General features: G+C 36.0%; 23 protein-coding genes. 14 read left to right on the forward strand and 9 right to left on the reverse strand.

Features of this window, described 5'->3' with window-relative positions:
* The first annotated feature begins 106 nt into the window (after positions 1-106).
* The 3 genes from DR871_RS03600 (at position 107) to DR871_RS03610 (ending at position 3,008) form a co-directional block, all read left to right on the forward strand.
* The gene (locus tag DR871_RS03600) at positions 107-979 is read left to right on the forward strand and encodes an aldo/keto reductase (protein WP_113664822.1); all 873 of its coding nucleotides are present in this window, start codon (positions 107-109) and stop codon (positions 977-979) included.
* Positions 980-1,028: 49 nt separating this feature from the next.
* Entirely contained in the window at positions 1,029-1,784 is a 756-nt protein-coding gene (locus DR871_RS03605; protein WP_113664821.1) for an SDR family NAD(P)-dependent oxidoreductase, read from the forward strand.
* An 84-nt stretch (positions 1,785-1,868) separates the two neighbouring features.
* The gene (locus DR871_RS03610; protein ID WP_113664820.1) at positions 1,869-3,008 is read left to right on the forward strand and encodes an ATP-binding protein; all 1,140 of its coding nucleotides are present in this window, start codon (positions 1,869-1,871) and stop codon (positions 3,006-3,008) included.
* A 20-nt stretch (positions 3,009-3,028) separates the two neighbouring features.
* On the opposite strand, the gene DR871_RS03615 is transcribed toward DR871_RS03610, so the two are convergent.
* Complete coding sequence (locus tag DR871_RS03615) at positions 3,029-3,808, reverse strand: alpha/beta fold hydrolase (protein ID WP_113664819.1); 780 nt, start codon at positions 3,806-3,808, stop codon at positions 3,029-3,031.
* Positions 3,809-4,160: 352 nt separating this feature from the next.
* On the opposite strand from DR871_RS03615, the gene DR871_RS03620 reads away from it, so the two are divergent.
* Entirely contained in the window at positions 4,161-4,886 is a 726-nt protein-coding gene (locus DR871_RS03620) for a metallophosphoesterase family protein (protein WP_113664818.1), read from the forward strand.
* Between the two features lie 131 nt (positions 4,887-5,017).
* Complete coding sequence (locus DR871_RS03625) at positions 5,018-5,515, forward strand: DUF6646 family protein (RefSeq protein ID WP_113665456.1); 498 nt, start codon at positions 5,018-5,020, stop codon at positions 5,513-5,515.
* Positions 5,516-5,609: 94 nt separating this feature from the next.
* On the opposite strand, the gene amaB is transcribed toward DR871_RS03625, so the two are convergent.
* The 3 genes from amaB to DR871_RS03640 all read right to left on the reverse strand — a co-directional run bounded on the left by amaB (position 5,610) and on the right by DR871_RS03640 (position 9,030).
* Positions 5,610-7,163 (reverse strand): L-piperidine-6-carboxylate dehydrogenase, encoded by a 1,554-nt coding sequence (amaB, locus tag DR871_RS03630; RefSeq protein WP_113664817.1) that lies wholly within the window; start codon positions 7,161-7,163, stop codon positions 5,610-5,612.
* Between the two features lie 177 nt (positions 7,164-7,340).
* Positions 7,341-7,880 carry a 3-hydroxyanthranilate 3,4-dioxygenase gene (locus DR871_RS03635; RefSeq protein WP_113664816.1) on the reverse strand — a complete coding sequence of 180 codons (540 nt, stop codon included), beginning with the start codon at positions 7,878-7,880 and terminating at the stop codon, positions 7,341-7,343.
* Positions 7,881-7,920: 40 nt separating this feature from the next.
* Positions 7,921-9,030 carry an endonuclease/exonuclease/phosphatase family protein gene (locus DR871_RS03640; RefSeq protein WP_113664815.1) on the reverse strand — a complete coding sequence of 370 codons (1,110 nt, stop codon included), beginning with the start codon at positions 9,028-9,030 and terminating at the stop codon, positions 7,921-7,923.
* Between the two features lie 270 nt (positions 9,031-9,300).
* Between DR871_RS03640 and DR871_RS03645 the strand changes: the two genes are divergently transcribed.
* The 3 genes from DR871_RS03645 (at position 9,301) to DR871_RS03655 (ending at position 11,391) form a co-directional block, all read left to right on the forward strand.
* On the forward strand, positions 9,301-10,197 hold the full coding sequence (locus tag DR871_RS03645; RefSeq protein WP_165355311.1) for a S66 peptidase family protein: 897 nt from the start codon (positions 9,301-9,303) through the stop codon (positions 10,195-10,197).
* A 68-nt stretch (positions 10,198-10,265) separates the two neighbouring features.
* Positions 10,266-10,625 (forward strand): YraN family protein, encoded by a 360-nt coding sequence (locus DR871_RS03650; RefSeq protein WP_113664813.1) that lies wholly within the window; start codon positions 10,266-10,268, stop codon positions 10,623-10,625.
* A 109-nt stretch (positions 10,626-10,734) separates the two neighbouring features.
* Entirely contained in the window at positions 10,735-11,391 is a 657-nt protein-coding gene (locus DR871_RS03655; protein WP_073354429.1) for an aspartate kinase, read from the forward strand.
* A 59-nt stretch (positions 11,392-11,450) separates the two neighbouring features.
* Here the strand turns inward: DR871_RS03655 and mfd are convergent, their stop codons facing one another.
* Positions 11,451-14,819, reverse strand: a complete 3,369-nt coding sequence (gene mfd / locus DR871_RS03660) for a transcription-repair coupling factor (protein ID WP_113664812.1) — start codon at positions 14,817-14,819, stop codon at positions 11,451-11,453.
* Positions 14,812-15,417, reverse strand: a complete 606-nt coding sequence (locus DR871_RS03665) for a hypothetical protein (protein WP_113665455.1) — start codon at positions 15,415-15,417, stop codon at positions 14,812-14,814. Before DR871_RS03665 ends, mfd begins: the two co-directional genes overlap by 8 nt.
* 313 nt (positions 15,418-15,730) lie before the next feature.
* On the opposite strand from DR871_RS03665, the gene DR871_RS03670 reads away from it, so the two are divergent.
* Both DR871_RS03670 and DR871_RS03675 read left to right on the forward strand, forming a co-directional pair.
* Entirely contained in the window at positions 15,731-16,681 is a 951-nt protein-coding gene (locus DR871_RS03670) for an L-threonine 3-dehydrogenase (RefSeq protein WP_113664811.1), read from the forward strand.
* A gap of 119 nt (positions 16,682-16,800) precedes the next feature.
* Positions 16,801-18,006, forward strand: a complete 1,206-nt coding sequence (locus tag DR871_RS03675) for an NAD(P)/FAD-dependent oxidoreductase (protein ID WP_113664810.1) — start codon at positions 16,801-16,803, stop codon at positions 18,004-18,006.
* 62 nt (positions 18,007-18,068) lie between these two features.
* On the opposite strand, the gene DR871_RS03680 is transcribed toward DR871_RS03675, so the two are convergent.
* The 3 genes from DR871_RS03680 to DR871_RS03690 all read right to left on the reverse strand — a co-directional run bounded on the left by DR871_RS03680 (position 18,069) and on the right by DR871_RS03690 (position 22,569).
* Positions 18,069-19,943: a M1 family metallopeptidase gene (locus DR871_RS03680; protein WP_113665454.1), complete on the reverse strand. Its 1,875-nt coding sequence runs from the start codon at positions 19,941-19,943 to the stop codon at positions 18,069-18,071.
* Positions 19,944-20,004: 61 nt separating this feature from the next.
* Positions 20,005-21,633: a S8 family peptidase gene (locus DR871_RS03685; protein ID WP_113664809.1), complete on the reverse strand. Its 1,629-nt coding sequence runs from the start codon at positions 21,631-21,633 to the stop codon at positions 20,005-20,007.
* 75 nt (positions 21,634-21,708) lie between these two features.
* A complete protein-coding gene (locus DR871_RS03690; RefSeq protein WP_113664808.1) occupies positions 21,709-22,569 on the reverse strand; it encodes an MBL fold metallo-hydrolase in 861 nt (286 codons plus the stop codon).
* A 168-nt stretch (positions 22,570-22,737) separates the two neighbouring features.
* Between DR871_RS03690 and DR871_RS03695 the strand changes: the two genes are divergently transcribed.
* From DR871_RS03695 to sufD, 4 genes are all read left to right on the forward strand, one after another.
* The gene (locus DR871_RS03695; RefSeq protein WP_113636269.1) at positions 22,738-23,067 is read left to right on the forward strand and encodes a HesB/IscA family protein; all 330 of its coding nucleotides are present in this window, start codon (positions 22,738-22,740) and stop codon (positions 23,065-23,067) included.
* A gap of 71 nt (positions 23,068-23,138) precedes the next feature.
* Positions 23,139-24,587: a Fe-S cluster assembly protein SufB gene (gene sufB / locus DR871_RS03700; RefSeq protein WP_113664807.1), complete on the forward strand. Its 1,449-nt coding sequence runs from the start codon at positions 23,139-23,141 to the stop codon at positions 24,585-24,587.
* Between the two features lie 61 nt (positions 24,588-24,648).
* Positions 24,649-25,401 (forward strand): Fe-S cluster assembly ATPase SufC, encoded by a 753-nt coding sequence (gene sufC, locus DR871_RS03705; protein ID WP_113664806.1) that lies wholly within the window; start codon positions 24,649-24,651, stop codon positions 25,399-25,401.
* Between the two features lie 81 nt (positions 25,402-25,482).
* Positions 25,483-26,799, forward strand: a complete 1,317-nt coding sequence (gene sufD, locus DR871_RS03710; protein ID WP_113664805.1) for a Fe-S cluster assembly protein SufD — start codon at positions 25,483-25,485, stop codon at positions 26,797-26,799.

The raw sequence follows: 26,799 nt of genomic DNA on the forward strand, positions 1-26,799 counted from the left end.
CTCTAATTTTAAGGACTAATTGTGATACAATTTTTATATTTTTAAGAACTTTGAAAAATATACCTTGAATTACAAGATTTACGCATTTCAATAAAAAATAAAAACCATGAGCAAAACAAAATTATCACCCATTGTAGCGGGTGTAATGAATTGGGGAATTTGGGATAAAAATCTCAATACCAAAGAAATGGAAAACATGATTAATGTGTGTTTAGAAAACAAAATCAGCACCTTTGACCATGCCGATATATACGGAGATTACACCACCGAAACCGACTTTGGAAAAGCGTTCGCTTCCAGCAAAATTCCGAGAGAAAAATTACAATTGATTTCGAAGTGTGGTATCCAAATGGTAACCGGAAACCGAGACAATAAAATTAAACATTACGAGTATTCTAAAGAGTACATTATATGGTCCGTTGAGAATTCCTTAAAAAATTTACAGACGGATTATTTGGATGTTCTTTTACTCCACAGACCAAGTCCCTTGATGCAGGCGGATGAAATTGCCGAGGCGGTTCTAAAACTAAAATCAGACGGAAAAATTATCGATTTTGGACTTTCTAATTTTACGTCTTCACAAACAGAATTAATTAGTCAAAAAACAGAAGTTTTATACAATCAAGTGCAATTTTCGGCAACGAATTTCGAACCAATGGTGGACGGAAGTTTTGATTATATGCAAGCCAATAACATTCGACCTATGTCATGGAATCCGCTGGGATCTGTTTTTAGAAAAGATATTCCACAAACCAGACGATTGAAAAAATTACTGGCGACCTTGGTTTCAAAATACCATTTGGGGTCGGATTCAATTTTACTTTCATGGATTTTAAAACATCCGGCGCAAGTAATTCCTATCGCAGGAACCGTAAATGTGGCCCGAATTCAATCATTGATGAAAGCAGTAGAATTAGAATTAGACAAAGAAGATTGGTTTGCCATTTGGACCGAAAGCATGGGGAATGATGTAGCCTAGGAATAGTGTCCAGTTCAGTAACTTTAGAATCAAAAACAGAAAAAAAATCATGACTAAAACAGCCTTAGTGACCGGAGCAACCAGCGGAATTGGTAAAGCAACAGCACAAATATTAGCTAAAAACAACTATAAAATTATTCTTTGCGGACGCCGTGAAGACCGATTAGAGGCTCTTGAAAAAGAACTTTCGGATTTTACTGAAGTGCATACTTTGTCCTTTGATGTTCGCGACAAAAAAGCGGTTTTTGAAAGCATCAATTCCATCCCGGAAGCTTTTTCCACAATTGATGTTTTGATTAATAATGCCGGAAATGCACATGGTTTAGATCCCATTCAAAACGGGGATTTAGACGATTGGGACGCCATGATTGACATCAATGTCAAAGGTCTTTTGTATGTTTCGAAAGCAATTATCCCACAAATGATCGAACGAAAATCAGGTCACATTATCAACATTGGTTCCATAGCCGGAAAAGAAGTTTATCCAAACGGCAACGTGTATTGCGCTTCCAAACATGCCGTTGACGCCTTGAGCCAAGCCATGAGGATGGACTTGAATCCTTACGGAATTCGCGTGGGTGCCATTCATCCCGGTGCCGTAGAAACCGAATTCAGCGAAGTACGTTTTAAAGGCGATACGGAGAAAGCCGCTAATGTTTACAAAGGTTTTGAACCTTTACATCCAGAAGATATCGCTGATATTATTCACTTTGTAGTTTCCAGACCATACCATGTAAATATTGCCGATTTGTTAGTTTTGCCAACAGCGCAAGCCGCAGCTACTATTTTAAAAAGAGATATTTAAAATTGATTTTTAGATTGTTGGATTTATAGATTATTTAGAGAATCTATAAATCCAATTGTCTAAGAAATCTAAAAATCTAAGTGTATGATCAACAAACGCATTCTTATCAAAAACCTGCTTGCTCACAATGATGAGAGTAGTTTTTATGACAAAAAGCGCCAGTTGAATTTGCATACTCGGGAAGGAAAAGCAAAATTTTTAAAACACATTTGTGCACTGTCTAATTCGAATCCTACAAACAATTCCTATATCGTCGTGGGTGTTGAAGACCAAGACAATACTATCGTGGGCGATGATTTTTTTGACGACAGTCGGATTCAGAATTTAGTGAATGCCTATCTGGAGAATCCTCCGAAAATTCAGTATGAAAATGTGCCTTTCCCAAACTTGCCGAAAGATAAAGTTATCGGATTGGTGACAGTCAAGCCAAAAAGCAAAACTTCCCATTTCAAAAAAGGAATTCACACGATTCCTGCCAACAGTATTTTTATACGGCGAGGCAGTAACACGATGCCGGTTGAAGGCGAAATTGAAAAAAATTACCAGAATACGGAAACCGTAATTGGAATCGAAAATAACTCAAGAAACAGCATCGAATATACACTCGATGGCGTTATTGATTTCATGAATTTTCGCCACAAGGATATGGCGCCAAAGTATAAAGTATTCAAAGAATTATTTGTGATTTGCTGGGCTGGAATTGCCAAAAAATCTCGTGAGAAAACGTATTTATCACGCGTAGATATCGAATTGATAAACGAACAAATCAAGCTTTTTTACTCGGCTCAAGATGTGGTCGAAATTACTTTTGATGAAGATACTTTTACCATTATTGAATATGTTCCTTTGGGTTTAAATGATAAAACGAGTTATTATCCTTTAGAAAAACAGACGATTCATTTTCATGATAATGGCTATTATAAAATTGAAAGAGAGATGCTTTTTCAGCCGCCGGAATTCAACAAGAAAATGTTATTTCACATTTACAATGCCAATATTGCTTTACTGATAAAACTTCAAAAAGGGCTTTCGTTATCCGAAAGAGAGCATAAAGATTTAGAGAATTTACCTTCTACTTTTATGATTTGTTACCTCAACGGTTTCGAAGAAGCTAAGCAAAAACTGATTGATGCAAAAATACTGTTGAAACCTTTCAACCAAGTGTATTTATCATTTAAAGAAGCGCTGCGAATTTTGAGAAAGATGAAATATGATGTGCAGTAGCTATAATTTTATTATAGATTTCATTCTTTAAGAAAGCCCAATACATAAGCATTAATTTCTCTTTTTTGTCTTTTATTTCCTCTGTTATTCATGTCATTATGAATGGTGTTTGGGAGTTTAATAATTTTTATTCCAAACTTTTCTTGATCTGTAACAGTAGGTAAAACTCCTTCATCTGCAGGTTGGTCACTGGAGCGAAGCGAGTAAATTTTAGGCGTAGAAGTTCTGGGCAATTCCATTCTACGGTTGTCTAACGAAATTATTTTATCAACTAATTTTGGATATTTATGAGCAAAAAAAACCGTCATATCACCTCCATTGGAATGTCCAATTAGGTTTACATGCTTGAAATCCAATTCTGGTTTTATTTTTTTCAATTCATTCAGAACAAACAGGATATTCTCTACTCCTCTTTCCCAATTTGATCGTCGCACAATTTGGGGGATTCCCGTCAAAGGCAACAAATCATCCGTTGGTAATTCATGCTGAATACTGACTACATAATAGCCTTTGGATCCTAACTTTTCCGTTAAGTATGAATATGATTTATTTGCGAAAGGCTTATTTTCTCCATATCCATGACTGATTATTACCAATTGTTGATTTGAAATTTTATCATTTACAATTGGTAAACAAAACGCTACCGGAATTAATCTGTTTCTGGAAGAATCCAGCCAATTAGCGCTATCTGACTTGATTTCAAATTCTTGGTTATTGACTTTTTCAATAGTTACGTTTTTATTAGTCGCACAACTTAATAAAAGGAAAAAAACCAGTATTTGTAAGTAAATTTTAAGCATTCATCTGATTAAAAAGTAATTTTGAAACAAATTTAGTAGCTTTTTTATTAAATAAAAGCCATCAATTCTTTTAGAAATTGACAAATCATTTTAGCTAACAGCAATGATAACGTAATAAGTGTACTCATTTGAAAAAAGTTTAAGTTTTTTTGTAAAACTAATCCGAAAAATTAAATAAAACAATCACCTAAAACAGTGATATTTCAATTTCACGTTATAACACGAATTCTTTAATTTTTTTAAAAAAATAAACTAAAAAAGCTTGGTTCATCGCACTTTTACCTAATTTTATGACTTGAAAAATAGTATTCATTTTCTGCTATTTTTACATTAATAAAAAGAAAAACAGTACATGAGAACACTTGTTATAGGCGATATCCATGGTGGTTTGCGAGCGCTACACCAAATTATGGAAAGAGCCAAAGTTACTAAAAAAGATACCCTGATTTTTCTGGGAGATTACGTTGATGGCTGGAGCCAATCCCCTCAGGTACTTGATTTTATAATTGATTTACAAACCAAACAAAATTGTATTTGCATTCGCGGAAACCACGATGATTTACTGCTGGAATGGCTTGATGAAAGCAAAGACAATCTGTTGTGGTACAAACATGGCGGGGAAGCGACGGTTTTGGCCTACGAATCTGTTAGCGCAGAAACAAAGCAAAAACACATTGAATTCCTAAAATCATTGGCTAATTTTCATCTGGACGAGCAGCGTCGTTTGTATGTTCATGCTGGTTTTACCAATATGAATGGTGTCGATTTCGAATATTTTCCCGGCCTTTTTTATTGGGATAGAACCTTATGGGAAACCGCATTGGCATTAGACACAACAATGAAAATTGACCACCCGTTTTATCCAAAACGTTTTACTTTATACGAAGAAATCTACATTGGTCACACGCCCGTAACCCGAATAGGTGAAACCACGCCCGTACAAAAGGCAAATGTTTGGAACGTAGATACCGGAGCGGCTTTCAAAGGACCATTAACTATTATGGATGTTGACAGTAAGGAATTTTGGCAAAGCGAACCTTTGAACCAATTGTATTTTGATGAGAAGGGAAGAAATTAGATTTTATTGAATTACTTTTGCGCCACTAAAAAAAATAAGAGTATGAAATGAGCATAACCGAAAATTGGTCGCAAACACCAATGAAGCTATGCGAATTCTATATTCCATTAAAAAACAAATATTATCTTCATATGAAAAAGATTATTACATTACTATTGCTATTGACTGTTGGTTTGATTAATGCGCAGGCTTTCAAAGGAAAAGGCGACGTTAAATTTGATGTTGGAGCTAACCTTCAAAACGGAGGATCAGGAATTCGTGTTTCTTCTGATTTTGGTGTTGGAGAAAACATGTCATTCGGATTTGTCACTTCTTATTTGCTATCCGTTTCTAATGATGATTTAGGAAACAAACCTGATTTTGGAGATAGAGTAGATATTAAAGGACGATTCAATGCAAACTTGGGAAATGTTTTTGAATTAGATCCAAAAATGGATATTTACCCAGGATTGGATTTAGGTTTAAGAAATTTTGGTGCACATTTAGGTTTCCGTTATTTCTTTACAGAAGGTTTTGGTATATTCACCGAAGCTGGAATTCCAATTGCCAGTTACAAAACAAATCCAATAGGTTTTGATAAATTGAACAACCAATTCACGTTTAATATTGGTGCTTCTTTCAATTTGTAAAACACTTTTCACAACAATTCTCGAAGCAATTTGAAATAAAAAAAGGCAATTTGAACTATTCAAATTGCCTTTTTTAGTTTATTTTATTTTAGTCCTACAAATCAAATTTAATCCCTTGTGCCAAGGGTAGACTTGTTGTGTAATTAATGGTATTCGTTTGTCTTCTCATATATACTTTCCAAGCATCAGAACCTGATTCTCTTCCGCCACCAGTTTCTTTTTCACCACCAAAAGCACCTCCAATTTCTGCACCGGAAGTTCCTATGTTTACATTTGCAATTCCACAATCAGAACCTACAACGGATAGGAAAAGTTCTGCTTCACGCAAATTGTTTGTCATAATAGCAGATGATAGACCTTGTGCCACTCCGTTTTGAATTGCGATAGCATTCTCAACAGTTCCAGAATATTTCAATAAATATAAAACAGGTGCAAAGGTTTCGTGTTGCACGATTTCGAAAGAATTTTCAGCTTCTGCAATTGCTGGTTTTACGTAGCAACCACTTTCAAATCCTTCACCAGAAAGTACGCCACCTTCCACGAGGATTTTCCCGCCTTCGGCAACAACTTTCTCTAATGCTTTATTGTACATTTCCACAGCATGCTTATCAATTACAGGACCTACATGGTTATTTTCATCCAAAGGATTTCCAATACGTAATTGTTTGTAAGCTGATACAATTGCATCTTTAACTTTATCATAAATACTTTCGTGAATAATCAAACGACGTGTTGATGTACAACGTTGTCCTGCCGTTCCTACCGCACCAAAAACAGCACCAATAACTGTCATTTTAATATCAGCATCCGGAGTTACAATGATGGCGTTGTTTCCGCCTAATTCTAATAATGATTTTCCAAGACGACCTGCAACTGCTTGCGCAACAATTTTCCCCATACGAGTAGAACCCGTTGCAGAAATCAATGGCACACGCTTGTCGTTAGTCATCATTTCACCCACTTTGTAATCTCCATTTATCAAACAGGAAATTCCTTCCGGAAGGTTATTTTCTTTGATTACTTCGGCAATGATATTTTGACAGGCAATTCCACAAAGTGGTGTTTTTTCAGATGGTTTCCAAACACAAACATCGCCACAAATCCAGGCTAAAGCCGTGTTCCAAGCCCAAACGGCAACTGGAAAATTAAAGGCAGAAATAATTCCAACAACTCCCATTGGGTGGTATTGCTCATACATTCTGTGTCCCGGACGTTCGGAGTGCATTGTTAATCCGTGTAATTGACGCGACAATCCCACTGCAAAATCACAGATGTCTATCATTTCCTGAACTTCGCCATATCCTTCTTGCAATGATTTTCCCATTTCGTAGGAAACTAACTTGCCTAAAGCTTCTTTATTTTTACGTAATTTGTCACCAAACTGACGCACGATTTCACCACGTTGTGGCGCAGGCATCACTTTGAAAGTTTTAAAAGCTTCGGTAGCGGTTTGCATTACTTTTTCATAATCAGCAGCCGTAGTTGTTTTTACAGTACCGATAAGCTGACCGTCAACTGGTGAATAACTTTCAAGAATTTCCCCGTTTGAAAAATGGTTTATCCCGGTTGATGTTCCTTCATTTATGGCTTTTACACCCAATTGCGCCAATGCTTCCTTCATTCCGAATTGATCTGCTATTGTTATCATTGTAACTTTTTTATTAAAAATTGTTATATTTTTTTACAAATATATTGATTTAAGGTTAAATAGTAAACGTTACTACTTATATTTTCATTTTTTAGCCCTGATAGAAGCGGCATCCTTTATAGGTCTCGTTTTTTAAGAGACAAAGATACAGCGTATAGCAGGATGAGCTCCTGAAAATTATTTTTTGGCAACAAATCGAGGGTCAGTTTCCATTACAGTTCCGCATTTTTCGCAGGTTCTCAAGCGTTCCGAATTGTAGAAATGTTCGAAATGAGGCAAGAAATCTTTCTCGATATTATGCAGTTCAAAATAGACTTCGTGAAGCTTATGATTACAAGTATCGCAAAACCAAAGCAAGCCGTCTGTAAATCCTTGTCCGGCTCTTTTTCGTTCGATGACAAGCCCAATAGAACCTTCGGAACGAACTGGAGAATGCGGAATTTTTGCGGGATTAAGATACATATCACCGGGATGCAATTCCATTTCTTTGCGCTCGCCGTCTTCCTGAACAATCACTTTTATGGAGCCTTCAAGTTGGTAAAATAACTCTTCGGTTTCGTTGTAATGATAGTCTTTTCTAGCGTTTGGACCCGCAACAACCATAACGATATAATCACCGGATTCTGTATATAAGTTCTTGTTACCAACGGGCGGTTTGAGCAGATGACGGTTTTCGTCAATCCATTTATTGAGGTTGAAAGGTTTTGCTATTGCCATGATTTTTATTTTAATTGTAAAGTTATGAAATATTAAAACGTTATTTTTTTTCCTTAATCAAATAAATATAGACCGGAAAATGGTCGCTGAATCCTATTTCGGTGGTGGAATGCCGCAACGGATATCCTTTGTATTGTCCGCTATTTTGTATCAAGAATGACTTGTTGTAAATTCCTGCTTTCCAATATCGAAAGCTGGAATAATCCGTTTGCAGCAAGGTTTCGGAAACCATTATTTGGTCAAAAATATCCCAAGCATCCCGAAATGCGATGGTTCCAAATCCCCTTTTGGCCATTTCTTCGAATGGATTGTAAATTCCAAACGGAAGCACATCTGCCTTTTTTGCTTTGGCGCCAAGCCCAATTCTGACGCTTTTATTATACGGTCCGTCATTCAAATCACCCAACGTAATCACTTTTGCGTTTGGATTTATCCGTTGTAAAGAGTCTATTATTTTTCGGTTTAATGCGCCGGCGGCCTCGCGAAATGGACTAGATTTTTTCTCGCCGCCTGAGCGTGACGGCCAGTGATTGACGATTATATTGATTTCCTCACCATCGAGAAATCCCGTTACCAAAAGTTGATCTCGCGTATAAACCCGATAATTTTTGGTGCTTATTTGCAATTCATCATCTGTTTTTTCTTCAGAACTTACTTTGGAACTTTCATTCGTATTTCCGCTTTGTTTATAAATGTACAACGGAATATTGCTGTAACTTGTGGGCTGAAATTTCTTTTTCTGATACAACAGCGCCACATCGATTCCTCTTTTATCAGGCGAATCAAAATGGATGATTCCGTAATCTTTCTCGATTAATTTGGGTTGTTTGACTAAATCTTCCAAAACGCCTCTATTTTCTATCTCGCATCCGCCAATAAATGTAGGCGAATCGGTATTTTCAGCTGAACCTATTTCAGATAAAACGCGGGCTAAGTTCACTAATTTCTTTTCATATTTATCATACGTCCAGCGTTGCAAACCTGTTGGCGTCCATTCTTCATCAAAAGTATCCGGATCGTTTATGGTGTCAAAAAGGTTTTCGAAATTATAAAACGCAACGGTATGAATGACGTATTTTTTTTGTTGTGCAGTAGATTTTGCAAACGGAAAAAATAAAAAAAGAATAGGAATCCAGTGGGTAATTCTCATAAGTATTATTTATTTCCAGTTGTTAATTAGATTTTGTTTTTAAAATCAGCTTATTGTAAAAATAGTCATTTGAACCTGAACTTAAAATTATTTTCTAATTGTCTATCTTTGTTTTAATCATTTAAAAACCTTACCACTAGAATTTTTTCAGAAAAGCATTCCAGCATGAACAAATACCGATTAACTTTTTCTCCACGCCGTCCTATATTATATCAATTTCTATTGCTTATTTTTGTTTTACAATCTTTCAACAGCCAAGCCCAATATAACATGATTACACCGCCTAGTTTACAAAAAGGAGATACCGTAGCAATTTTGGCAACAGCCAGAAAAAATACAGATGACAACTTGAAACCCGCTATTGCTTTATTGAAAAGTTGGGGTTTGGAAGTAGTCATTGGAAGTACGATAGGTTTAGATAATGACCAATTAGCCGGAACCGACGAACAACGTGCCGCCGATTTTCAGCAGCAACTGGACAATCCAAACATCAAAGCCATCTGGTGTGTAAAAGGCGGATACGGAACTGTACGAATGATTGATTTATTAGATTTTACTGCGTTTAAAAAAAATCCGAAATGGATTGTTGGTTTCAGTGATGTGACTGTTTTACACAATCATTTGAATACAATGGGTTACAAATCCATTCACGGAATCATGCCGATAACGGCTCCCAGAGCAACTCCTCAAGCCATAGAAACCATGCGCATTGCGTTATTTGGCGAAAAATTGTCTTACGAAATAGATCCTTTTCTGATGAACAGACCCGGAAAAGCCACCGGAGAATTAGTGGGCGGAAATTTATCGATTCTATACAGTTTGTTCGGTTCCCCATCCGCGATTGATTGTACTGATAAAATATTGTTTATAGAAGATTTAGACGAATATTTGTACCATATTGACCGCATGATGATGAACTTGAAACGAAATGGCTGTTTGGAAAGTATCAAAGGAATTGTTGTGGGTTCGATGACAAAAATGAAAGACAATGACATTCCGTGGGGTAAAAATGCCATAGAAATTATCGAGGATGTTACCAAAAAATACAATATTCCCGTCTTGTACAATTTCCCTGCCGGACATATTCAAGACAATAGAGCATTGATTTTAGGAAATAATGTGACGATTAATGTCAATGAAAAATGCAGTACGCTGGTTTTTGAATAAAGACAATTCGATTTAAGATTGCAGAAGTTTAAAAACTTTACAACCTAAACTTAAAACAAATTTTTTGAATGGCGGAACACAACGAACTCGGAAAACTTGGAGAAGAAATGGCGGTCGAATTTCTACAAAAAGACGGCTACGCTATTTTAGAAACCAACTGGACATTCCAAAAAGCCGAAATAGACATTCTCGCCCAAAAAGAAAATACACTTGCCGTTATTGAAGTCAAAACACGTTCTTCATTAGAATTTGGCTTGCCTCAGGATTTTGTAAAACCAAAAAAAATTCAGCTACTTGTAAAGGCCGTGGACGCTTTTGTCAACGAAAGAAATTTAGATATTGAAGTCCGTTTTGACATAATAGCTATCCATAAAGAAGGGAAATCTTTTGTAATTGAGCACCTTATCGATGCTTTTTATCATTTTTAATTGATTTTTTGAATGTTATATTTGTAACAAATTGTTTTTTATTTATATTTGCGTCATATTTACACACTAACTACGCGTATAATAACAACCAACTAAAAAAAATTACATCATGAAAACTGTTTCTTCCATTGTAGAAAACTACATCAAAACAAAGCCTTTTTTACTAAATGCATTATCATTAGGTATCATCAATCTGACCTCATTATCCCGAAACATAATGACCGAATTAGAAAGTGAATTTGGCAAGGAAGTAAAACAAGGTGCAGTTGTTATGGCTTTAAAAAGACTAACAGAAGAACTGGATTTCAGGTTAAATCATAAGATTAACAAAGTCATCAAAAACATTGGGGAAATCACGGTTCGTTCTGCCTTGACGGATTATACTTTTGCTGCATCCGACACCGTTTTGAATAAACAAGCCGATTTAATTACAGATATCAATACGCTACCGGATATTTTTTACACTTCATCCAGAGGAGTGAACGAAACCAACATTGTGGTTAGCAACAGTATCAATCATTTAGTAGACAAGCATTTTGCTACTGAAAAACTTATTCAAAAACTAGATAACCTAGCTTCGATTACGGTAAAATTGCCCAAAGAAAACATTGTCGTTCCTGGAATTTACTATTTCATTTTTCAACGTTTGGCCTGGGAAGGAATTATCATAAACGAAGTAATTTCGACTTCTAATGAATTTACTATCTTAGTGAGTGAAGAACAAGTTGATGTTGCTTTTAAAGTGATTAAAGACTTGAAAAATTAGAAATCTCATATTCTATAATTTTAAAGCTTCCAGCCTACTAAGACTGGAAGCTTTTTTATTTATTCCCCACCCAATAGCTCCATCAATTCCAATGCTGTTCTGGTATTCTTCACATTGTCAAAAGTCAAGAGCAATCGCAATCCAGCTGGCGTTTGTTTTTCTTTCATTTTACAAATAGAACTGTGTTTTTGCACAAATTGTAACACATCCTGAAAACGTTTCGATTGGTAATAATCGGATTGTTGATCCGAGATAAAATAACCAATCATCTTGCCTTGCTTCATCACTAATTTTTCGATTCCAATTCGGGTTGCAATCCATTTGATTCGAATACTATTCATTAATGCTTTGGCTCGTGGCGGCATTGGTCCAAAACGGTCAATCAATTTATTTTGGAAAACAATCAATTCTTCTTCGTTTTTGACTGCGCCTAATTCATTATACAAACTCAATCGTTCAGAAACATTATTGATATATTCATCCGAAAACAACAACTCAAAATCAGTATCGATTTGCAGGTCTTTGACATATTCTTTAGTTTCCAAATTGTTTTCCTCCGGATATAAATCCTTGAATTCATTTTCTTTCAATTCGTCAATGGCTTCGTTCATGATTTTTTGGTACGTATCAAAACCGATTTCGTTGATGAAACCACTTTGTTCGCCACCTAATAAATCTCCGGCACCACGAATCTCTAAATCCTTCATCGCAATGTTGAATCCGCTTCCCAAGTCGCTGAATTGTTCCAAAGCCTGAATTCGTTTTCTGGCATCATCTGTCATGGCTGAATACGGTGGACAAATAAAATAACAAAACGCTTTCTTGTTGCTACGCCCTACTCTACCGCGCATTTGATGCAAATCAGACAATCCAAAATTATTCGCATTGTTGATAAAAATCGTATTTGCATTAGGAACGTCTAATCCGCTTTCGATAATTGTGGTTGCCACCAAAACATCAAATTCTCCATTCATGAAAGCCAACATCAATTCCTCGAGTTTTTTTCCATCCATTTGGCCGTGACCAATTCCAACTCTGGCATTTGGCACCAAACGCTGAATCATTCCGGCTACTTCCTTGATATTTTCTATTCGATTATTGATAAAGAAAACCTGTCCGTTACGCTGAATTTCATACGAAATCGCATCCCGAATAACCTCTTCACTAAAACCAACTACATTCGTTTCTATAGGATAACGATTGGGCGGAGGCGTTGTAATCACTGATAAATCACGCGCTGCCATTAGTGAAAACTGCAAGGTTCTCGGAATTGGCGTTGCCGTTAAAGTTAGCGTATCAACATTCGCGGCAATCGTTTTAAGTTTGTCTTTTACGTTGACACCAAATTTTTGCTCCTCATCCACAATCAATAGTCCAAGATCTTTAAAGACAACATTTTTGTTGACCAATTGATGGGTTCCAATCACAATATCAAGTTTCCCTTCGGCTAATAATTTTAAGGTTTCTGCTTTCTGTTTGGCGGTTCTAAAACGGTTTAAATACCCAACAGAAACCGGCATATCTTTCAATCGTTCTGTAAACGTTCTATAATGTTGGTAGGCCAAAATAGTTGTTGGAACTAAAATCGCAACTTGTTTGCTGTTATCCACAGCTTTGAAAGCTGCACGAATGGCAACTTCCGTTTTTCCAAAACCTACATCTCCACAAACCAAGCGATCCATCGGACGGTCGCTTTCCATATCGGCTTTTACCTCTGCCGTAGATTTGGTTTGGTCCGGCGTATCTTCGTAAATAAACGAGCTTTCCAGTTCGTTTTGTAAATAACTGTCCGGCGCAAACTGGAATCCTTTTTCGAGTCTTCTTTTGGCATACAATTGAATCAAATTGAATGCAATATGTTTGACCCGTGCCTTTGTTTTTTGTTTTAAAATCTTCCAGGCATTCGAACCCAATTTGTAAATTTTGGGTGGCGTTCCGTCTTTTCCGTTGTATTTTGAAATTTTGTGCAGCGAATGAATACTCACATACACAATATCATTATCGGCATAAACGAGCTTGATGGCCTCTTGTGTTTTGCCTTCGACTTGTATTTTTTGTAAACCTCCAAAACGTCCAATTCCGTGATCAATGTGCGTCACATAATCCCCAACCGAAAGTGTGGTCAGTTCTTTTAAGGTGATATTCTGCTTTTTCGAATAGCCGTTTTTAATATTGAATTTATGGTAGCGTTCAAAAATTTGATGATCGGTGTAACATGTTATTTGATTTTCTTCATCAATAAATCCTTGGTACAAAGGCAAAACAATGGTGTTGTATTGCTTGCGGATATTCTCTGAATTCGCCTCGTCCAAGGTTTCAAAAATATCATGAAATCGTTTTGCCTGAGCTTCATTCGAACAAAACAAATAGTTTTTGTAGCCGTTAAAATGATTTTCGTTCAGATTATTCAATAACAAATCAAATTGTTTGTTGAAAGACGGTTGTGGCTGAATGTGAAATTCGAATTTTTTAGTGGTTCTAAAAATAGCTTTCGAACTCAATTCCACAATCGAAAAATCCAACGCTCTTTTTATAAATGCTGCTTGATTCAAAAACAATTGTTCTGGCGTAGAACGTTTTATTTCCTGCGACAATTTTGCGAAAGCTTCTTCGGCTTTGCCAAATTGTTTATCCAATTGCAATAAAAAATCTTCGGTATTTTGAATGAAAATCACTGTTTTCTCCGAAATATAATCTAAGAAACTTTCTCGGTTTTCCTGAAAAACTTTGTTTTCCACATTTGGGATTATTGTAATCTTTTTTTGCGTTTCGATAGACAATTGCGTGGCAACATCAAACGTACGGATGCTCTCTACTTCATCTCCAAAAAACTCAATTCGGTACGGATTATCATTCGAAAACGAAAATACATCGACAATTCCTCCACGAACCGAAAATTCTCCGGGTTCCGTAATGAAATCGACTCTTTTGAATTCGTATTCGAACAAAACTTCATTGATAAAGTCGATGGAAATCTTATCCCCAACAGCAACTTTCAACGTGTTTTTGTCCAATTCTTTTCGGGTTACTACTTTCTCGAAAAGCGCTTCGGGATAGGTAACAATAATAGCCGGTTTCTTGCGGGAATTGATTCGGTTTAGCACTTCGGCGCGAAGCAAAACATTCGCGTTGTCCGTATCTTCTATTTCGTACGGGCGACGAAATGAACCGGGATAAAAGAGCACATCTTGCTCCCCAATCATCTGTTCCAAATCGTTCAAGTAATACGCCGCTTCTTCTTTATTGTTTAAAATAACTAAAAAAGGAAGCTCCGATTGTTTAAATACAGAACGAATTACAAACGAAACTGCAGAACCCAAAAGTCCCGAAAGCTGCATTTTTACTTGATTATTTTCTAATAACCGCGCAACTATTTGCTGGGTTTTTGGCGAATTATCGTAGGTGTTGTATAAGATTTTTTTACTCAACGCGTGGAATATTTGGGTCGATTATAGGTGTATTGGGAATGGCTCTAGAAGTATCCATCATTTTCAACAAATCAGATTCTCCTTCCTCAAGCGGAATTTTACTTTTCTCCACAATTTTGTCCATTTGTCTTTGTAGCGAGACTAATTCCAAGTTGATTTCTGAAACTAACAACGTCACTTTTTTATCAGGAATATTATCCAAATGAATGAATAAATCCAGCAATCTAACTTTAGTAATCAACGTGGAAATCCTGCTTTTTATTTGAGGTTTGTTGTATTCATAAGGAATATTGTCGTTCAAAGCCAGCACTTTTTTCGAAAGCGCTTTTGATTTTTGCTGAAAAGCTTCGATCCTTTTTTTAGGTTTTTGCGCTAATTCAGCCAAAAACATACGCCATTCATTCCAAGATGCAATGCTTTTTTCACCCGCTTCGGTTAATGGCTCATCATATAAAACCCAACCTTTCTGTATGTTTGCGAATATGACTTCTTTTTTTTGTTTCTCTTTTTTATTTTCCGCAATACGTTTTTGATCGTCATCTTTACAAGAGAACAAAACAAGAACCAGAGAGAACAAAACGGCTATTTTATATTTCATGTGCGTCAATTTATCATTTTTTAATGGATGAAAGTAATTCAAATACAGTTGTAATTTTTTAAAAAAGAAGTAATTATGACCCTTTAAAAATTTCCATTAATTTAGGTGCAAAGTTACAAAGTAAATTTACAATAATGAATTCCAGTATTGGAATAACAATCTAATATTGCCACACTGATTTTTCTATTAAAAAACATGATAAATTAAGAAATTCAACATATTTTTAGGTACTGTTTTAAGATTTTTACAATCATTTTCATCAAAGTTGTGTTATTTACGAAAACGTTATCTTTGTTTTTCAAAACAGACAAAAATGAGTACAAAAATATTGATTATTGGCGCTTGTGGCCAAATAGGAACAGAGCTTACCCAAAAGTTGCGAAAAATATATGGAACCGAAAATGTAATCGCTTCGGATATCAGAAAGTTAAATATTGATGTGGTGAATTCTGGTCCATTTGAAGTCGTGAACGCTTTGGATTTTAATCAAATTGAACATTTGGTAGAGGTACACCAAATCGACGAAGTGTATTTGATGGCTGCATTGTTATCAGCAACGGCGGAAAAAAATCCTGCATTTGCTTGGGACTTGAATATGAATTCGTTGTTTCACGTTTTGAATTTGGCGAAAGCCGGAAAAATAAAAAAAATATTCTGGCCTTCGAGTATTGCGGTTTTTGGACCAACAACTCCGAAAGAAAATACCCCGCAATACACGATTATGGAGCCTTCAACGGTGTACGGAATCAGCAAACAAGCGGGAGAAAGATGGTGTGAATACTACCATAATATTTTTGGTGTAGATGTAAGAAGCATCCGTTATCCAGGTTTAATCAGTTGGTCATCGCCTCCTGGTGGCGGGACTACGGATTATGCAGTAGACATTTTTCACAAAGCACTTTCGGACAAAAAATACGAATGTTTTTTATCCTCAGAAACTAAAATGCCGATGATGTATATGGACGATGCCATTGCTGCGACTATCCAAATTATGCAAGCGCCGGCTGACCAAATAAAAATTCATTCCTCGTATAATTTAGCTGCAATGAGCTTTACACCAACGGAGATTGCTGCCGAAATCAAAAAACACATTCCTGAATTTACCATCACTTATGAGCCGGATTTCCGTCAAAAAATAGCAGACAGTTGGCCAGCAAGTATTGATGACGCTGCAGCCAGAAAGGACTGGGGATGGAAACATGAATTTGATTTGGAAACGATGACAGTGGATATGTTGAAAAATTTGAGTGCCGAAAAAGTATAATACTTTTATTTATATAATATTCGGGTTTTAAAAAATTAGGGTGAAAATCTAGTTTTTTGAAACCCGATTTTTTTTAAAAATTATTTTTTTTAACTAAATTTGATAAAAACCTGAGCGCCATGAAACTAAAATCAAGTGAACCTTTTTGGTTGGTAAAAAACGGAATCATCAACTCGTATCCGTCATTAAGAGAAAATCTGGATACAGAAATTCTAATTGTAGGAGGCGGAATAACTGGCAGTCTTATAGCGCATCAATGTATTGCGGATGGTTACAAAACCGTACTGATCGATCGCAGAGAAATTGGTCATGGAAGCACATCGGCTACGACATCCATGTTACAATATGAAATTGACGTGCCTTTGCACCAACTTATTGATTTGATTGGCGAAAAAGCTGCCGTTGACAGTTATTGGGCATGCTATAAATCGATTGATGATTTGAAGAAAATAGTACAACAAGTAAAATCGGATTGTGGATTTAAGAAAAAAGAATCGCTTTATTTTGCCGCTTTAAAGAAAGATGTTGGTTGGCTAAAAAAAGAATTCGAAGCTCGAAAAAAGATTGGAATGCCTGTAAAATGGCTCGAAGCCGATGAAATTGATAAAAAATTTCATATCAAGCATTCGCATGGTGGAATCTTATCGGAACAAGGCGGCAGTATAGATGCTTTCCGATTAGCCCATGATATTCTAGCATACAATCATAAAAAAGGATTGCAGATTTTCGATAAAACCGACATCAAAAAAGTTACTTACAAACAAAATGGCGTCACCGTTCTAACGGAACATGGAACTACCATCACTGCAAAAAAAATAATTTACTGCAACGGTTTTGAAAGTACCGAAATCATTAAAGACAAATTTGTAAAATTACTTTCTACTTACGCCATCGTGGGAGAACGTTTTGAGGATGATCAATCATATCTTAACGACACTCTTTTTTGGAATACGGCAGAGCCTTACATGTATATGCGAACCACGGATGACAACCGATTGCTTATTGGCGGAGAAGATGAAGATTTTGTAGACGCTGCAAAAAGAGATTCACTACTCAACGAAAAGTCCGATAAATTGACTAAATATCTGAAGAAAATTCTACCTGATTATGATTTCAGAATGGATTTTGTTTGGGCGGGTACTTTTGGAGAGACCAAAGATGGCCTACCTTACATTGGAAAACATCCCAATTTTCCTAGCGCTTATTTTGTTTTGGGCTTTGGCGGAAACGGCATCACATTTTCAGTTATTGGAATGGAACTTGTTTCTGAAATGTTGAAAAATAAGAAACATACTTTAGAAGAATATTTTAAATTCAGAAGATAATTTCCTAACGCCAATATTTCGTTAAATAGCATAAAAAAAGCCCTTTTCAGGGCTTTAAAATATTACTTTAATTCGTAGGTATTGTTTTCCTTCTTGATATCAGCCATTAACCCACTTGGATCAATAGTTATTTTCTTGATGGAAGCTTTTGATTTAGCAATGTTGAATTCAAAAGTTGGGTACGCCCAAGCCCAATCACCCAAAACCGTTCTTTTTATAGCAGGATTCGGATTTTCTTTTTCAAAACTCATCATGCGCAACGGGATGTAGAAACTTTCTGTTGTTCCATCTGTGTACTCCACTAACAAATCAATTGGCATTGGCATTCTGCCTATTCTTCCTAAAGTAACCGTTGTTTTATCTGCATTTTCTTTTACATCATTGATTGCATAATCAATAGTATTTGTGGTTTGTGTCCAATCCGTCAAATACCAATCCAGATTTGCTCCCGTAATTCTTTCGGCAGATCTTTTGATATCATTTGGCGTAGGATGTTTGAATTTAAAATCGCTGTAATACTTTTTTAAAGTTTTCATCAGATTTTCTTTTCCTATCAAATACATCAATTGTGTCAGGAAAAGCTCTCCTTTACTATATGAAGAAATGCTGTACACTCTATTTTCGTCAAAACGATCCGCATGTGTTCCTTGTGGTAATTCTTTACCTGAATTTACCATTGAAAAATATCCAGCATACGCTCCTGTAAATGGGTTTTCTACTTTTTTATCGGCAATTTCATTCAGTCCAAAATCTTCCAGGAACGATGTAAATCCTTCATCCATCCATCCGTGTTTTGATTCATTGGAAGCCAATACATGCTGGAACCAAGAGTGCGCCATTTCGTGAGCGGTTACGCCTAATAATCCATCAAAACTTCCTTGTCCTAAAATCAACGTACACATGGCATATTCCATTCCGCCATCACCACCTTGAATTACAGAGTATTGTTTGTACGGATAATCGCCAACAGTTTTATTGTAAATCTCCATCAGTTGAACCGTTTTTGGCTGCAGATCTTTCCAGTTTTGTACAAATTTTGGATTGTTTTTGTACAAGAAATGGATATCAACTCCATTTGGGCCTTTTGCAATATCATGAATGTAATTCTTATCAGCAGCCCAAGTAAAATCATGAACCATTGGTGCATTAAAATGCCAAGTCAATGTTTTTGTTTTCTTTGGAACAGACACAACAATACCTTGATCTTGGTAACCGTGACCAATTTCGTTTTTGTTTTGTAAATAACCGGTACCACCTAAAACATAATCTTTATCAATAGTAATATTTACGTCAAAATTTCCCCAAACGCCATGAAATTCTCTAGCGATATACGGATCCGCATGCCAACCTTCAAAATCAAATTCGGCAAGTTTTGGATACCATTGCGCCATTGATAATTCTACGCCTTCGGCATTATTTCTTCCGGAACGACGAATCTGAATAGGAACCTGGCCATCAAAATCTAAGGTGAATGTAGTTTTGGAATTGGGTAATATTGGCTTAGCCAAAGTTACTTCAAGAATAGTCCCAATGTCTTTTGCATTAGCAACTGCTCCGTCTTGTTTGAAATTAGAAATTCGTAAGTAACCAATTTCATTTGGTTTCAAATTTTTAATGCGGCTTTCTTTGACTTCTTTATCACCAACTTTTACTTTGGTGACCATTCTGCCATCTGGATCTTTGATGCTTTGGATTCTTGCATCCATTTCGCTTCCAGGTTGAAAAGCATTATTAAACAAGTGATAATATACTTTTCTCAAAGTATCAGGAGAATTATTGGTGTAAACCAATTCTTGTTTTCCTTTGTATTGGTATGTTTTTACATCCATGGAAACATCCATTTTGTAATCGACATGCTGTTGCCAATATGAAGTGTTTTGGGCAAAAACAGTTCCGAAACTCAAAGTGACAAAAGAGAATAAAAGTAGTTTTTTCATATTTGATTTAAATAAAAATGGAAGGACAAATTGTCCTTCCATATAATGAATTGTTTAAATATTATTTAGACATTTTTTCAGCCATCAGTAAAGCGTTGTACGCATTTACTATTTTTCCTGATTTAGAAAGAGTAGTAAAAGAACGCGTATCATTTGCTTTTCCACCAACAATAACATCTGTTGAAATGGCAATTCCTGAATCCATCAAAATATGCTTCACTTGTTGAGCAGATAATTTCGGATAATACGAACGGATTAATGCAGCAACTCCGGCAGCATTTGGCGCAGCCATTGAAGTTCCTTGTAAATATTTATAAGTATTGTTTGGAGTTGTTGCGTAGATTTTTACTCCAGGAGCAAAAACGTCCACATTAATTTTTCCAATGTTAGAAAAACGAGCCACAACTTTATTTCCGTATTCAAAATTCAAAGCACCAATTGTGATTAAATTATCAGCAAACTCTGTTACTTTATCTTCAGAATCATTAGGAAAATTTTCAGCAAAGTCAATGTCTTTTGCATCATTACCAGCTGCGTGAACGATTAATACATCTTTTTTCTCAGCATATTTTATAGCATCATAAACCCATTGCTTGTGTGGAGAAAAACTTTTTCCAAAACTTCCGTTGATTACTTTGGCACCATTATCAACAGCGTAACGAATTCCAAGTGCAATATCTTTATCATACTCATCACCGTCTGGCACTGCACGAACGGTAAGAATCTGAACGTTGTTTGCAACACCATCTCCACCTAATACGTTGTTTCTGCTTTGAGCAACAATTCCGGCAACGTGCGTTCCATGAAGAATTTCGTTCTTGTCTGGCCCCATCACATTGTTGTTTCCGTACTTAGTATCGGTAATGTCATTTGGATTATCTCCTACCACTTTACGGTAATCTGTTTTCAGATTGTCTCCGTTTATAAGGGCAACCTGCTCTTCTAATTGTTTTTGAACAGCAACTTTTAGTTCCGCTATTGGCAATCCATAAGAAAGCATTTGTTGCATAGCCGCTTTACTTTTTTGTGTTGCCGGTTCTTGCGAAACAATTGCATTTACCTCTTCGATTGTATAAACAGGTTTGCCAAAATGTTTGACTAAAACAGCATCACCTGCAGCAATAGTTTCTAGCATTTGCTCTGAACGCGTTTTTCCAGCAGTCGCATCAGCCACTTTTTTATCATTTAATGCTTTCGCCGCTTGATATGTAGCGTCATCAACTAAAGTTTTATCTTTGATGATTCTTTCGTATTCCAAGTTTTCTTTAGTACTGTCTCCAAGAAAATTCCATCCGTGAATATCATCGATAAATCCGTTTTTGTCATCGTCAATTCCGTTTCCGGCAATTTCCTTCTTATTAGTCCAAAGTACGGATTTCAAATCCTCGTGTTCGATATCTACACCCGAATCAACAATCCCAACAATAACTGGAACGCCAGTTTTACCTTTTAATAATTCGGCGTAAGCCTTATCAACACTCATTCCAGGAATAGTATCGGTTACAATGTCTAAATGACTCCAACGCTTCAAATCGTTTTCAGTAATAGCCGATTTTTTTGTAATGTTCAAAGGGGCGCTTATGGCAACCAGTCCAGAATTAGTAGTATTTGAAACTTGTTTTGAAGCGCCACATCCTACCAATGCTAAAAGTGCAAAAGCAGAAATGTAAATGGGTTTAATGGTATTCATTGAAAATGTTTTTGTTGATTTTTAAATATTTGTCTAAAATAATTTTTTTTGTTATAAAAGGCGTTATGATTAACACTATGTTAAGATTTGTTCGCACGTAAAAACTTCTGACAAGCGAACGCCTTTCTCCGTTTTTTGTACGGTTATGATTTCATTGTGTGCGTCGTGTTCCAAGAACAAATAATAATTATTATCTGCCGCAGCATTCATGAATTTTTCTTTTTCTGGCATAGTTAATAAAGGCCTGGTATCATATCCCATTACATACGGAATAGGAATATGACCAGCTGTTGCCAATAAATCAGCGCAAAAAACGATTGTTTTGTCCTTATATTTAATGTGCGGAATCATTTGCTTTTCGGTGTGTCCATCAGCAAAGAAAATGCCAAAACCCAATTCCGATGTTGCGAGAAAATCACCTTCGGGTCTTTGAATGAAATTCAGCTGTCCGCTTTCCTGCATCGGCAAAATATTTTCGGATAAAAACGATGCTTTTTCTCTGGGATTTGGCTTTGTTGCCCATTCCCAGTGATTTTCATTAGACCAGAATTTAGCATTTTTAAAAGCCGGTTCGTATCCTGTTTTCTCTTTATTCCATTGTACGCTTCCACCACAATGGTCAAAATGCAAATGCGTCATAAAAACATCCGTAATATCATCGCGATGAAAACCATATTTAGCCAACGATTTATCCATGGAATGTGTTCCCCAAAGCGAATAATACCCAAAAAATTTCTCAGATTGCTTATTACCCATTCCCGTATCAATCAAAATCAATCGGTTGCCGTCTTCAATCAATAAACAGCGTGCCGCAATATCAATCAAATTGTTTTCATCGGCTGGATTGGTTTTGTTCCAAATGGTTTTTGGCACCACGCCAAACATTGCGCCGCCATCCAATTTAAAATTTCCGGTTTCAATGGGATATAGTTTCATGGTTTTTCTGTTTTTTGAGAGGTTTCAAAGTTAGGGAATTCAAATGCTTTTTAATGTTTCAAATAGCTTTTTTCTATTTTTACATTGGTTATAAAAATGTTATCAATTATGGAAAAAGATTTTTATGCACTATCTTTGTCCTTAATTTAGACAAAATCAATATAAGCTATGATAAAAGTTTCTGACACAGCAAGAAAAAAAATCATCGATTTAATGCAAGATGATGGTTTTGACGCTGCAATCGACTACGTGAGAGTGGGTGTAAAAAGCGGCGGATGTTCTGGATTGTCTTATGATTTAAAATTTGATAAAACAAAAAGCGACGACGATAAAATTTTTGTAGACAACGATATCACTATCGCTGTTGAAAAAAAATCTTTTCTGTACTTAGCCGGGACAATATTAGAATTCTCAGGAGGAATTAATGGTAAAGGGTTTGTTTTCAATAATCCAAATGCCAATAGAACATGTGGTTGTGGAGAGAGTTTCTCTCTTTAATATTTAGACATCAATAATAAAGTTTAATATTCAATTTTTGAATTTTTAAATCTTTAAATCTTTAAATCAGAATGAGCAAATATACAGAAGACGACTTAAAAATCGAACTCGAAACTAAAGAATACGAATACGGATTTTACACCGAATTAGAATCGGAAACGTTTCCTATTGGTTTAAATGAAGATATCGTTCGCGCTATTTCGCACAAAAAAGGAGAGCCACAATGGATGACCGATTGGCGTCTGGAGGCTTTTCGTGCTTGGGAGCAAATGACAGAGCCAGAATGGGCAAATGTGCATTACACTAAACCTGATTTTCAGGCGATTTCCTATTATTCAGCGCCAAAAGCGGTAGATCCCAATAAAACATTGGACGATGTAGATCCGGAACTTTTAGAAATGTACAAAAAGTTAGGTATCTCTGTCGATGAGCAAAAAATGATGAATAATGTTGCGATGGATATCGTGGTCGATTCAGTTTCAGTAGCGACTACATTCAAGAAAACATTAGGCGAAAAAGGAATTATCTTCATGAGTATTTCTGAAGCCATCAAAGAGCATCCAGAATTAGTTCGTAAATATTTAGGAACAGTTGTACCGCAAAAAGACAACTTTTATGCGGCGCTAAATTCGGCAGTTTTCTCTGATGGTTCGTTCTGTTATATTCCAAAAGGCGTTCGTTGCCCAATGGAACTTTCAACTTATTTCAGAATCAATCAGGCAGGAACGGGACAATTCGAAAGAACCTTATTAGTTGCTGACGAAGGCAGTTATGTTTCGTATTTAGAAGGTTGTACGGCTCCAAGTCGTGATGAAAATCAATTGCACGCTGCTGTAGTGGAACTAATCGCTTTGGACGATGCCGAAATCAAATATTCGACAGTACAAAACTGGTATCCTGGAAACAAAGAAGGAAAAGGTGGCGTTTTCAACTTTGTAACTAAAAGAGGAATCTGCGAGAAAAACGCAAAAATTTCATGGACACAAGTGGAAACAGGTTCAGCGATAACTTGGAAATATCCTTCTGTTATATTAAAAGGAGATAATTCAACAGGAGAATTTTATTCGATTGCGGTGACCAATAATTTCCAACAAGCCGATACGGGAACAAAAATGATCCATTTAGGTAAAAACACTAAATCGACCATTATTTCTAAAGGAATTTCTGCTGGAAGATCACAAAACAGTTACCGTGGTTTGGTCCGCATTTCACCAAACGCAGATAACGCGAGAAACTTTTCTCAATGTGATTCCTTATTAATGGGGAACAATTGTGGTGCGCATACTTTCCCTTACATCGAAAGTAAAAATCCATCGGCAAAAATAGAACATGAAGCTACGACAAGTAAAATTGGCGAAGACCAAGTTTTCTATTGCAACCAACGTGGAATTCCAACCGAAAAAGCTATTGCTTTAATCGTAAACGGTTTCAGTAAAGATGTATTGAATAAATTACCAATGGAATTCGCCGTAGAAGCACAAAAATTATTAGAAATTTCGTTAGAAGGAAGTGTAGGGTAATCTCTAATTGCAACACAAAACTTAATGAATCTTAATACCTTAATGGTTTAAAAATAGAAACATGTTATCAATAAAAAATTTACACGCCTCAATTGGGGACAAAGAAATATTAAAAGGGATTAACCTTGAAGTAAAAGCGGGAGAAATTCATGCGATTATGGGACCAAACGGTGCTGGGAAAAGTACTCTTGCGTCTATCATTGCAGGAAACGAAAACTACGAAGTAACTGCAGGTGAAATCTCTTTAGATGGTGAAGACCTATCCGAATTGGCACCAGAAGAAAGAGCACATAAAGGTGTTTTTCTTTCGTTCCAATATCCAGTTGAAATTCCGGGAGTTTCAGTTACCAACTTCATGAGAACTGCTATCAACGAAACACGTAAAGCAAACGGTCAGGAAGAAATGCCTGCAAATGAAATGCTAAAAGTGATTCGTGAAAAATCAGAATTATTAGAAATCGATCGTAAATTTTTGTCTCGTTCTCTAAACGAAGGTTTTTCTGGTGGAGAGAAAAAACGTAACGAAATTTTCCAAATGGCGATGTTAGAACCAAAATTGGCTATTCTTGATGAAACCGATTCTGGACTGGATATTGATGCGTTACGAATTGTTGCCAATGGTGTTAACAAACTAAAAAGCGACAAAAACGCCATCGTAGTAATCACACACTACCAACGTTTATTAGACTATATCGTTCCTGATTTCGTTCACGTATTATACAACGGAAAAATTGTAAAATCCGGTGGAAAAGAACTAGCACACGAACTGGAAGAAAAAGGATACGACTGGATTAAACAAGAACAAGAAGCTTAAAATTTTGTTTGAAGTTTAAAGTTTAAAGTTGCCTCGAGATAACTTTAAACTTTTAAACCTTAAACTTTAAACAATATAAAAATGGAATTAAAAGAAAAATTACTATCGTCTTTTATGGCTTTCGAAGAGCGTGTGGATGTTCACTCTGAACTTCATGACGTGAGAACCGCCGCCATAAAAAACTTTGAAAATAAAGGTTTCCCAACCAAAAAAGACGAAGCTTGGAAATATACTTCGCTAAATGCCATCTTAAAAAATGACTTTACCGTTTTTCCAAAACAAGAAAATGCAGTTGAATTCAACCATGTAAAAAAATACTTTTTACACGAAATAGACACCTATAAAGTAGTGTTTATTGATGGCGTTTTCAGTTCGCATTTATCGTCAACCACACACGAAGGAATTGATGTTTGCTTGATGTCATCGGCATTGACCAAACCAAAATACAAAATGGTTATTGATACTTATTTTAACCAAATTGCCAACAAAGACGAAAGTCTGACTTCCTTGAATACGGCTTTTGCTATTGAAGGAGCGTATATCAACATTCCGAAAAGTAAAGTGGCCGACAAACCTATTGAGATTATGTATTTCTCAACAGGAAATGAAGCAGCTCTTTTAGTTCAGCCGAGAAACTTAGTGATTGTTGGGGAGAATTCTCATGTTCAAATTATTGAGCGTCATCAAAGTTTAAACGAAAATCCGGTTTTAACGAATTCTGTTACCGAGATTTTTGCTCAAAAACGTGCTATCGTTGATTATTATAAAATTCAAAACGATACGCTTGAAGCGAATTTAATAGATAATACGTACGTTTCTCAACAAAAAGAAAGTCACGTTTCGGTTCATACCTTCTCTTTTGGAGGAAACTTAACGAGAAACAACTTGAACTTTTATCACTTTGGGGAACGATTGACAAGTACATTAAACGGAATCACGATTATTGGTGAAAAACAACACGTAGATCATTATACTTTAGTGAAACATGCGGCTCCAAATTGCGAAAGTTTCCAAGATTATAAAGGAATCTATTCTGATCGTTCTACGGGAGTTTTCAACGGAAAAGTCTATGTAGAAAAAGACGCTCAAAAAACAAATGCGTTCCAAAAAAGTAACAATATTTTATTGAGCGACAAAGCGACAATAAATGCAAAACCACAATTGGAGATCTTTGCCGATGACGTAAAATGTTCTCACGGTTGTACCGTTGGACAATTAGACGAAACCGCAATGTTCTACATGCAGCAACGCGGAATTCCTAAAAAAGAAGCCAAAGCGTTATTGATGTATGCGTTCTCGAATGCCGTTATTGAAAACATCAAAATACCAGAATTAAAACAACGCATCACCAAAATTATCGCTACAAAATTAGGCGTGAAATTGGGATTTGATTTGTAA

It is taken from the genome of Flavobacterium petrolei (genome assembly GCF_003314435.2).
In the GTDB taxonomy this organism is placed as follows: domain Bacteria; phylum Bacteroidota; class Bacteroidia; order Flavobacteriales; family Flavobacteriaceae; genus Flavobacterium; species Flavobacterium petrolei.

Bases quoted from the DNA above. Each gene is read 5' to 3' on its own strand.
- DR871_RS03625 (WP_113665456.1), top strand. From the start codon at position 5,018: ATGAAAAAGATTATTACATTACTATTGCTATTGACTGTTGGTTTGATT.
- sufD (WP_113664805.1), top strand. From the start codon at position 25,483: ATGGAATTAAAAGAAAAATTACTATCGTCTTTTATGGCTTTCGAAGAG.
- DR871_RS03610 (WP_113664820.1), top strand. From the start codon at position 1,869: ATGATCAACAAACGCATTCTTATCAAAAACCTGCTTGCTCACAATGAT.
- DR871_RS03635 (WP_113664816.1), bottom strand. From the start codon at position 7,880: ATGGCAATAGCAAAACCTTTCAACCTCAATAAATGGATTGACGAAAAC.
- DR871_RS03695 (WP_113636269.1), top strand. From the start codon at position 22,738: ATGATAAAAGTTTCTGACACAGCAAGAAAAAAAATCATCGATTTAATG.
- DR871_RS03670 (WP_113664811.1), top strand. From the start codon at position 15,731: ATGAGTACAAAAATATTGATTATTGGCGCTTGTGGCCAAATAGGAACA.
- DR871_RS03680 (WP_113665454.1), bottom strand. From the start codon at position 19,943: ATGAAAAAACTACTTTTATTCTCTTTTGTCACTTTGAGTTTCGGAACT.
- DR871_RS03600 (WP_113664822.1), top strand. From the start codon at position 107: ATGAGCAAAACAAAATTATCACCCATTGTAGCGGGTGTAATGAATTGG.
- amaB (WP_113664817.1), bottom strand. From the start codon at position 7,163: ATGATAACAATAGCAGATCAATTCGGAATGAAGGAAGCATTGGCGCAA.
- DR871_RS03675 (WP_113664810.1), top strand. From the start codon at position 16,801: ATGAAACTAAAATCAAGTGAACCTTTTTGGTTGGTAAAAAACGGAATC.
- sufB (WP_113664807.1), top strand. From the start codon at position 23,139: ATGAGCAAATATACAGAAGACGACTTAAAAATCGAACTCGAAACTAAA.
- DR871_RS03655 (WP_073354429.1), top strand. From the start codon at position 10,735: ATGAAAACTGTTTCTTCCATTGTAGAAAACTACATCAAAACAAAGCCT.
- DR871_RS03690 (WP_113664808.1), bottom strand. From the start codon at position 22,569: ATGAAACTATATCCCATTGAAACCGGAAATTTTAAATTGGATGGCGGC.
- DR871_RS03605 (WP_113664821.1), top strand. From the start codon at position 1,029: ATGACTAAAACAGCCTTAGTGACCGGAGCAACCAGCGGAATTGGTAAA.
- DR871_RS03645 (WP_165355311.1), top strand. From the start codon at position 9,301: ATGATTACACCGCCTAGTTTACAAAAAGGAGATACCGTAGCAATTTTG.
- sufC (WP_113664806.1), top strand. From the start codon at position 24,649: ATGTTATCAATAAAAAATTTACACGCCTCAATTGGGGACAAAGAAATA.
- DR871_RS03665 (WP_113665455.1), bottom strand. From the start codon at position 15,417: ATGAAATATAAAATAGCCGTTTTGTTCTCTCTGGTTCTTGTTTTGTTC.
- DR871_RS03650 (WP_113664813.1), top strand. From the start codon at position 10,266: ATGGCGGAACACAACGAACTCGGAAAACTTGGAGAAGAAATGGCGGTC.
- DR871_RS03620 (WP_113664818.1), top strand. From the start codon at position 4,161: ATGAGAACACTTGTTATAGGCGATATCCATGGTGGTTTGCGAGCGCTA.
- DR871_RS03685 (WP_113664809.1), bottom strand. From the start codon at position 21,633: ATGAATACCATTAAACCCATTTACATTTCTGCTTTTGCACTTTTAGCA.
- DR871_RS03640 (WP_113664815.1), bottom strand. From the start codon at position 9,030: ATGAGAATTACCCACTGGATTCCTATTCTTTTTTTATTTTTTCCGTTT.
- DR871_RS03615 (WP_113664819.1), bottom strand. From the start codon at position 3,808: ATGCTTAAAATTTACTTACAAATACTGGTTTTTTTCCTTTTATTAAGT.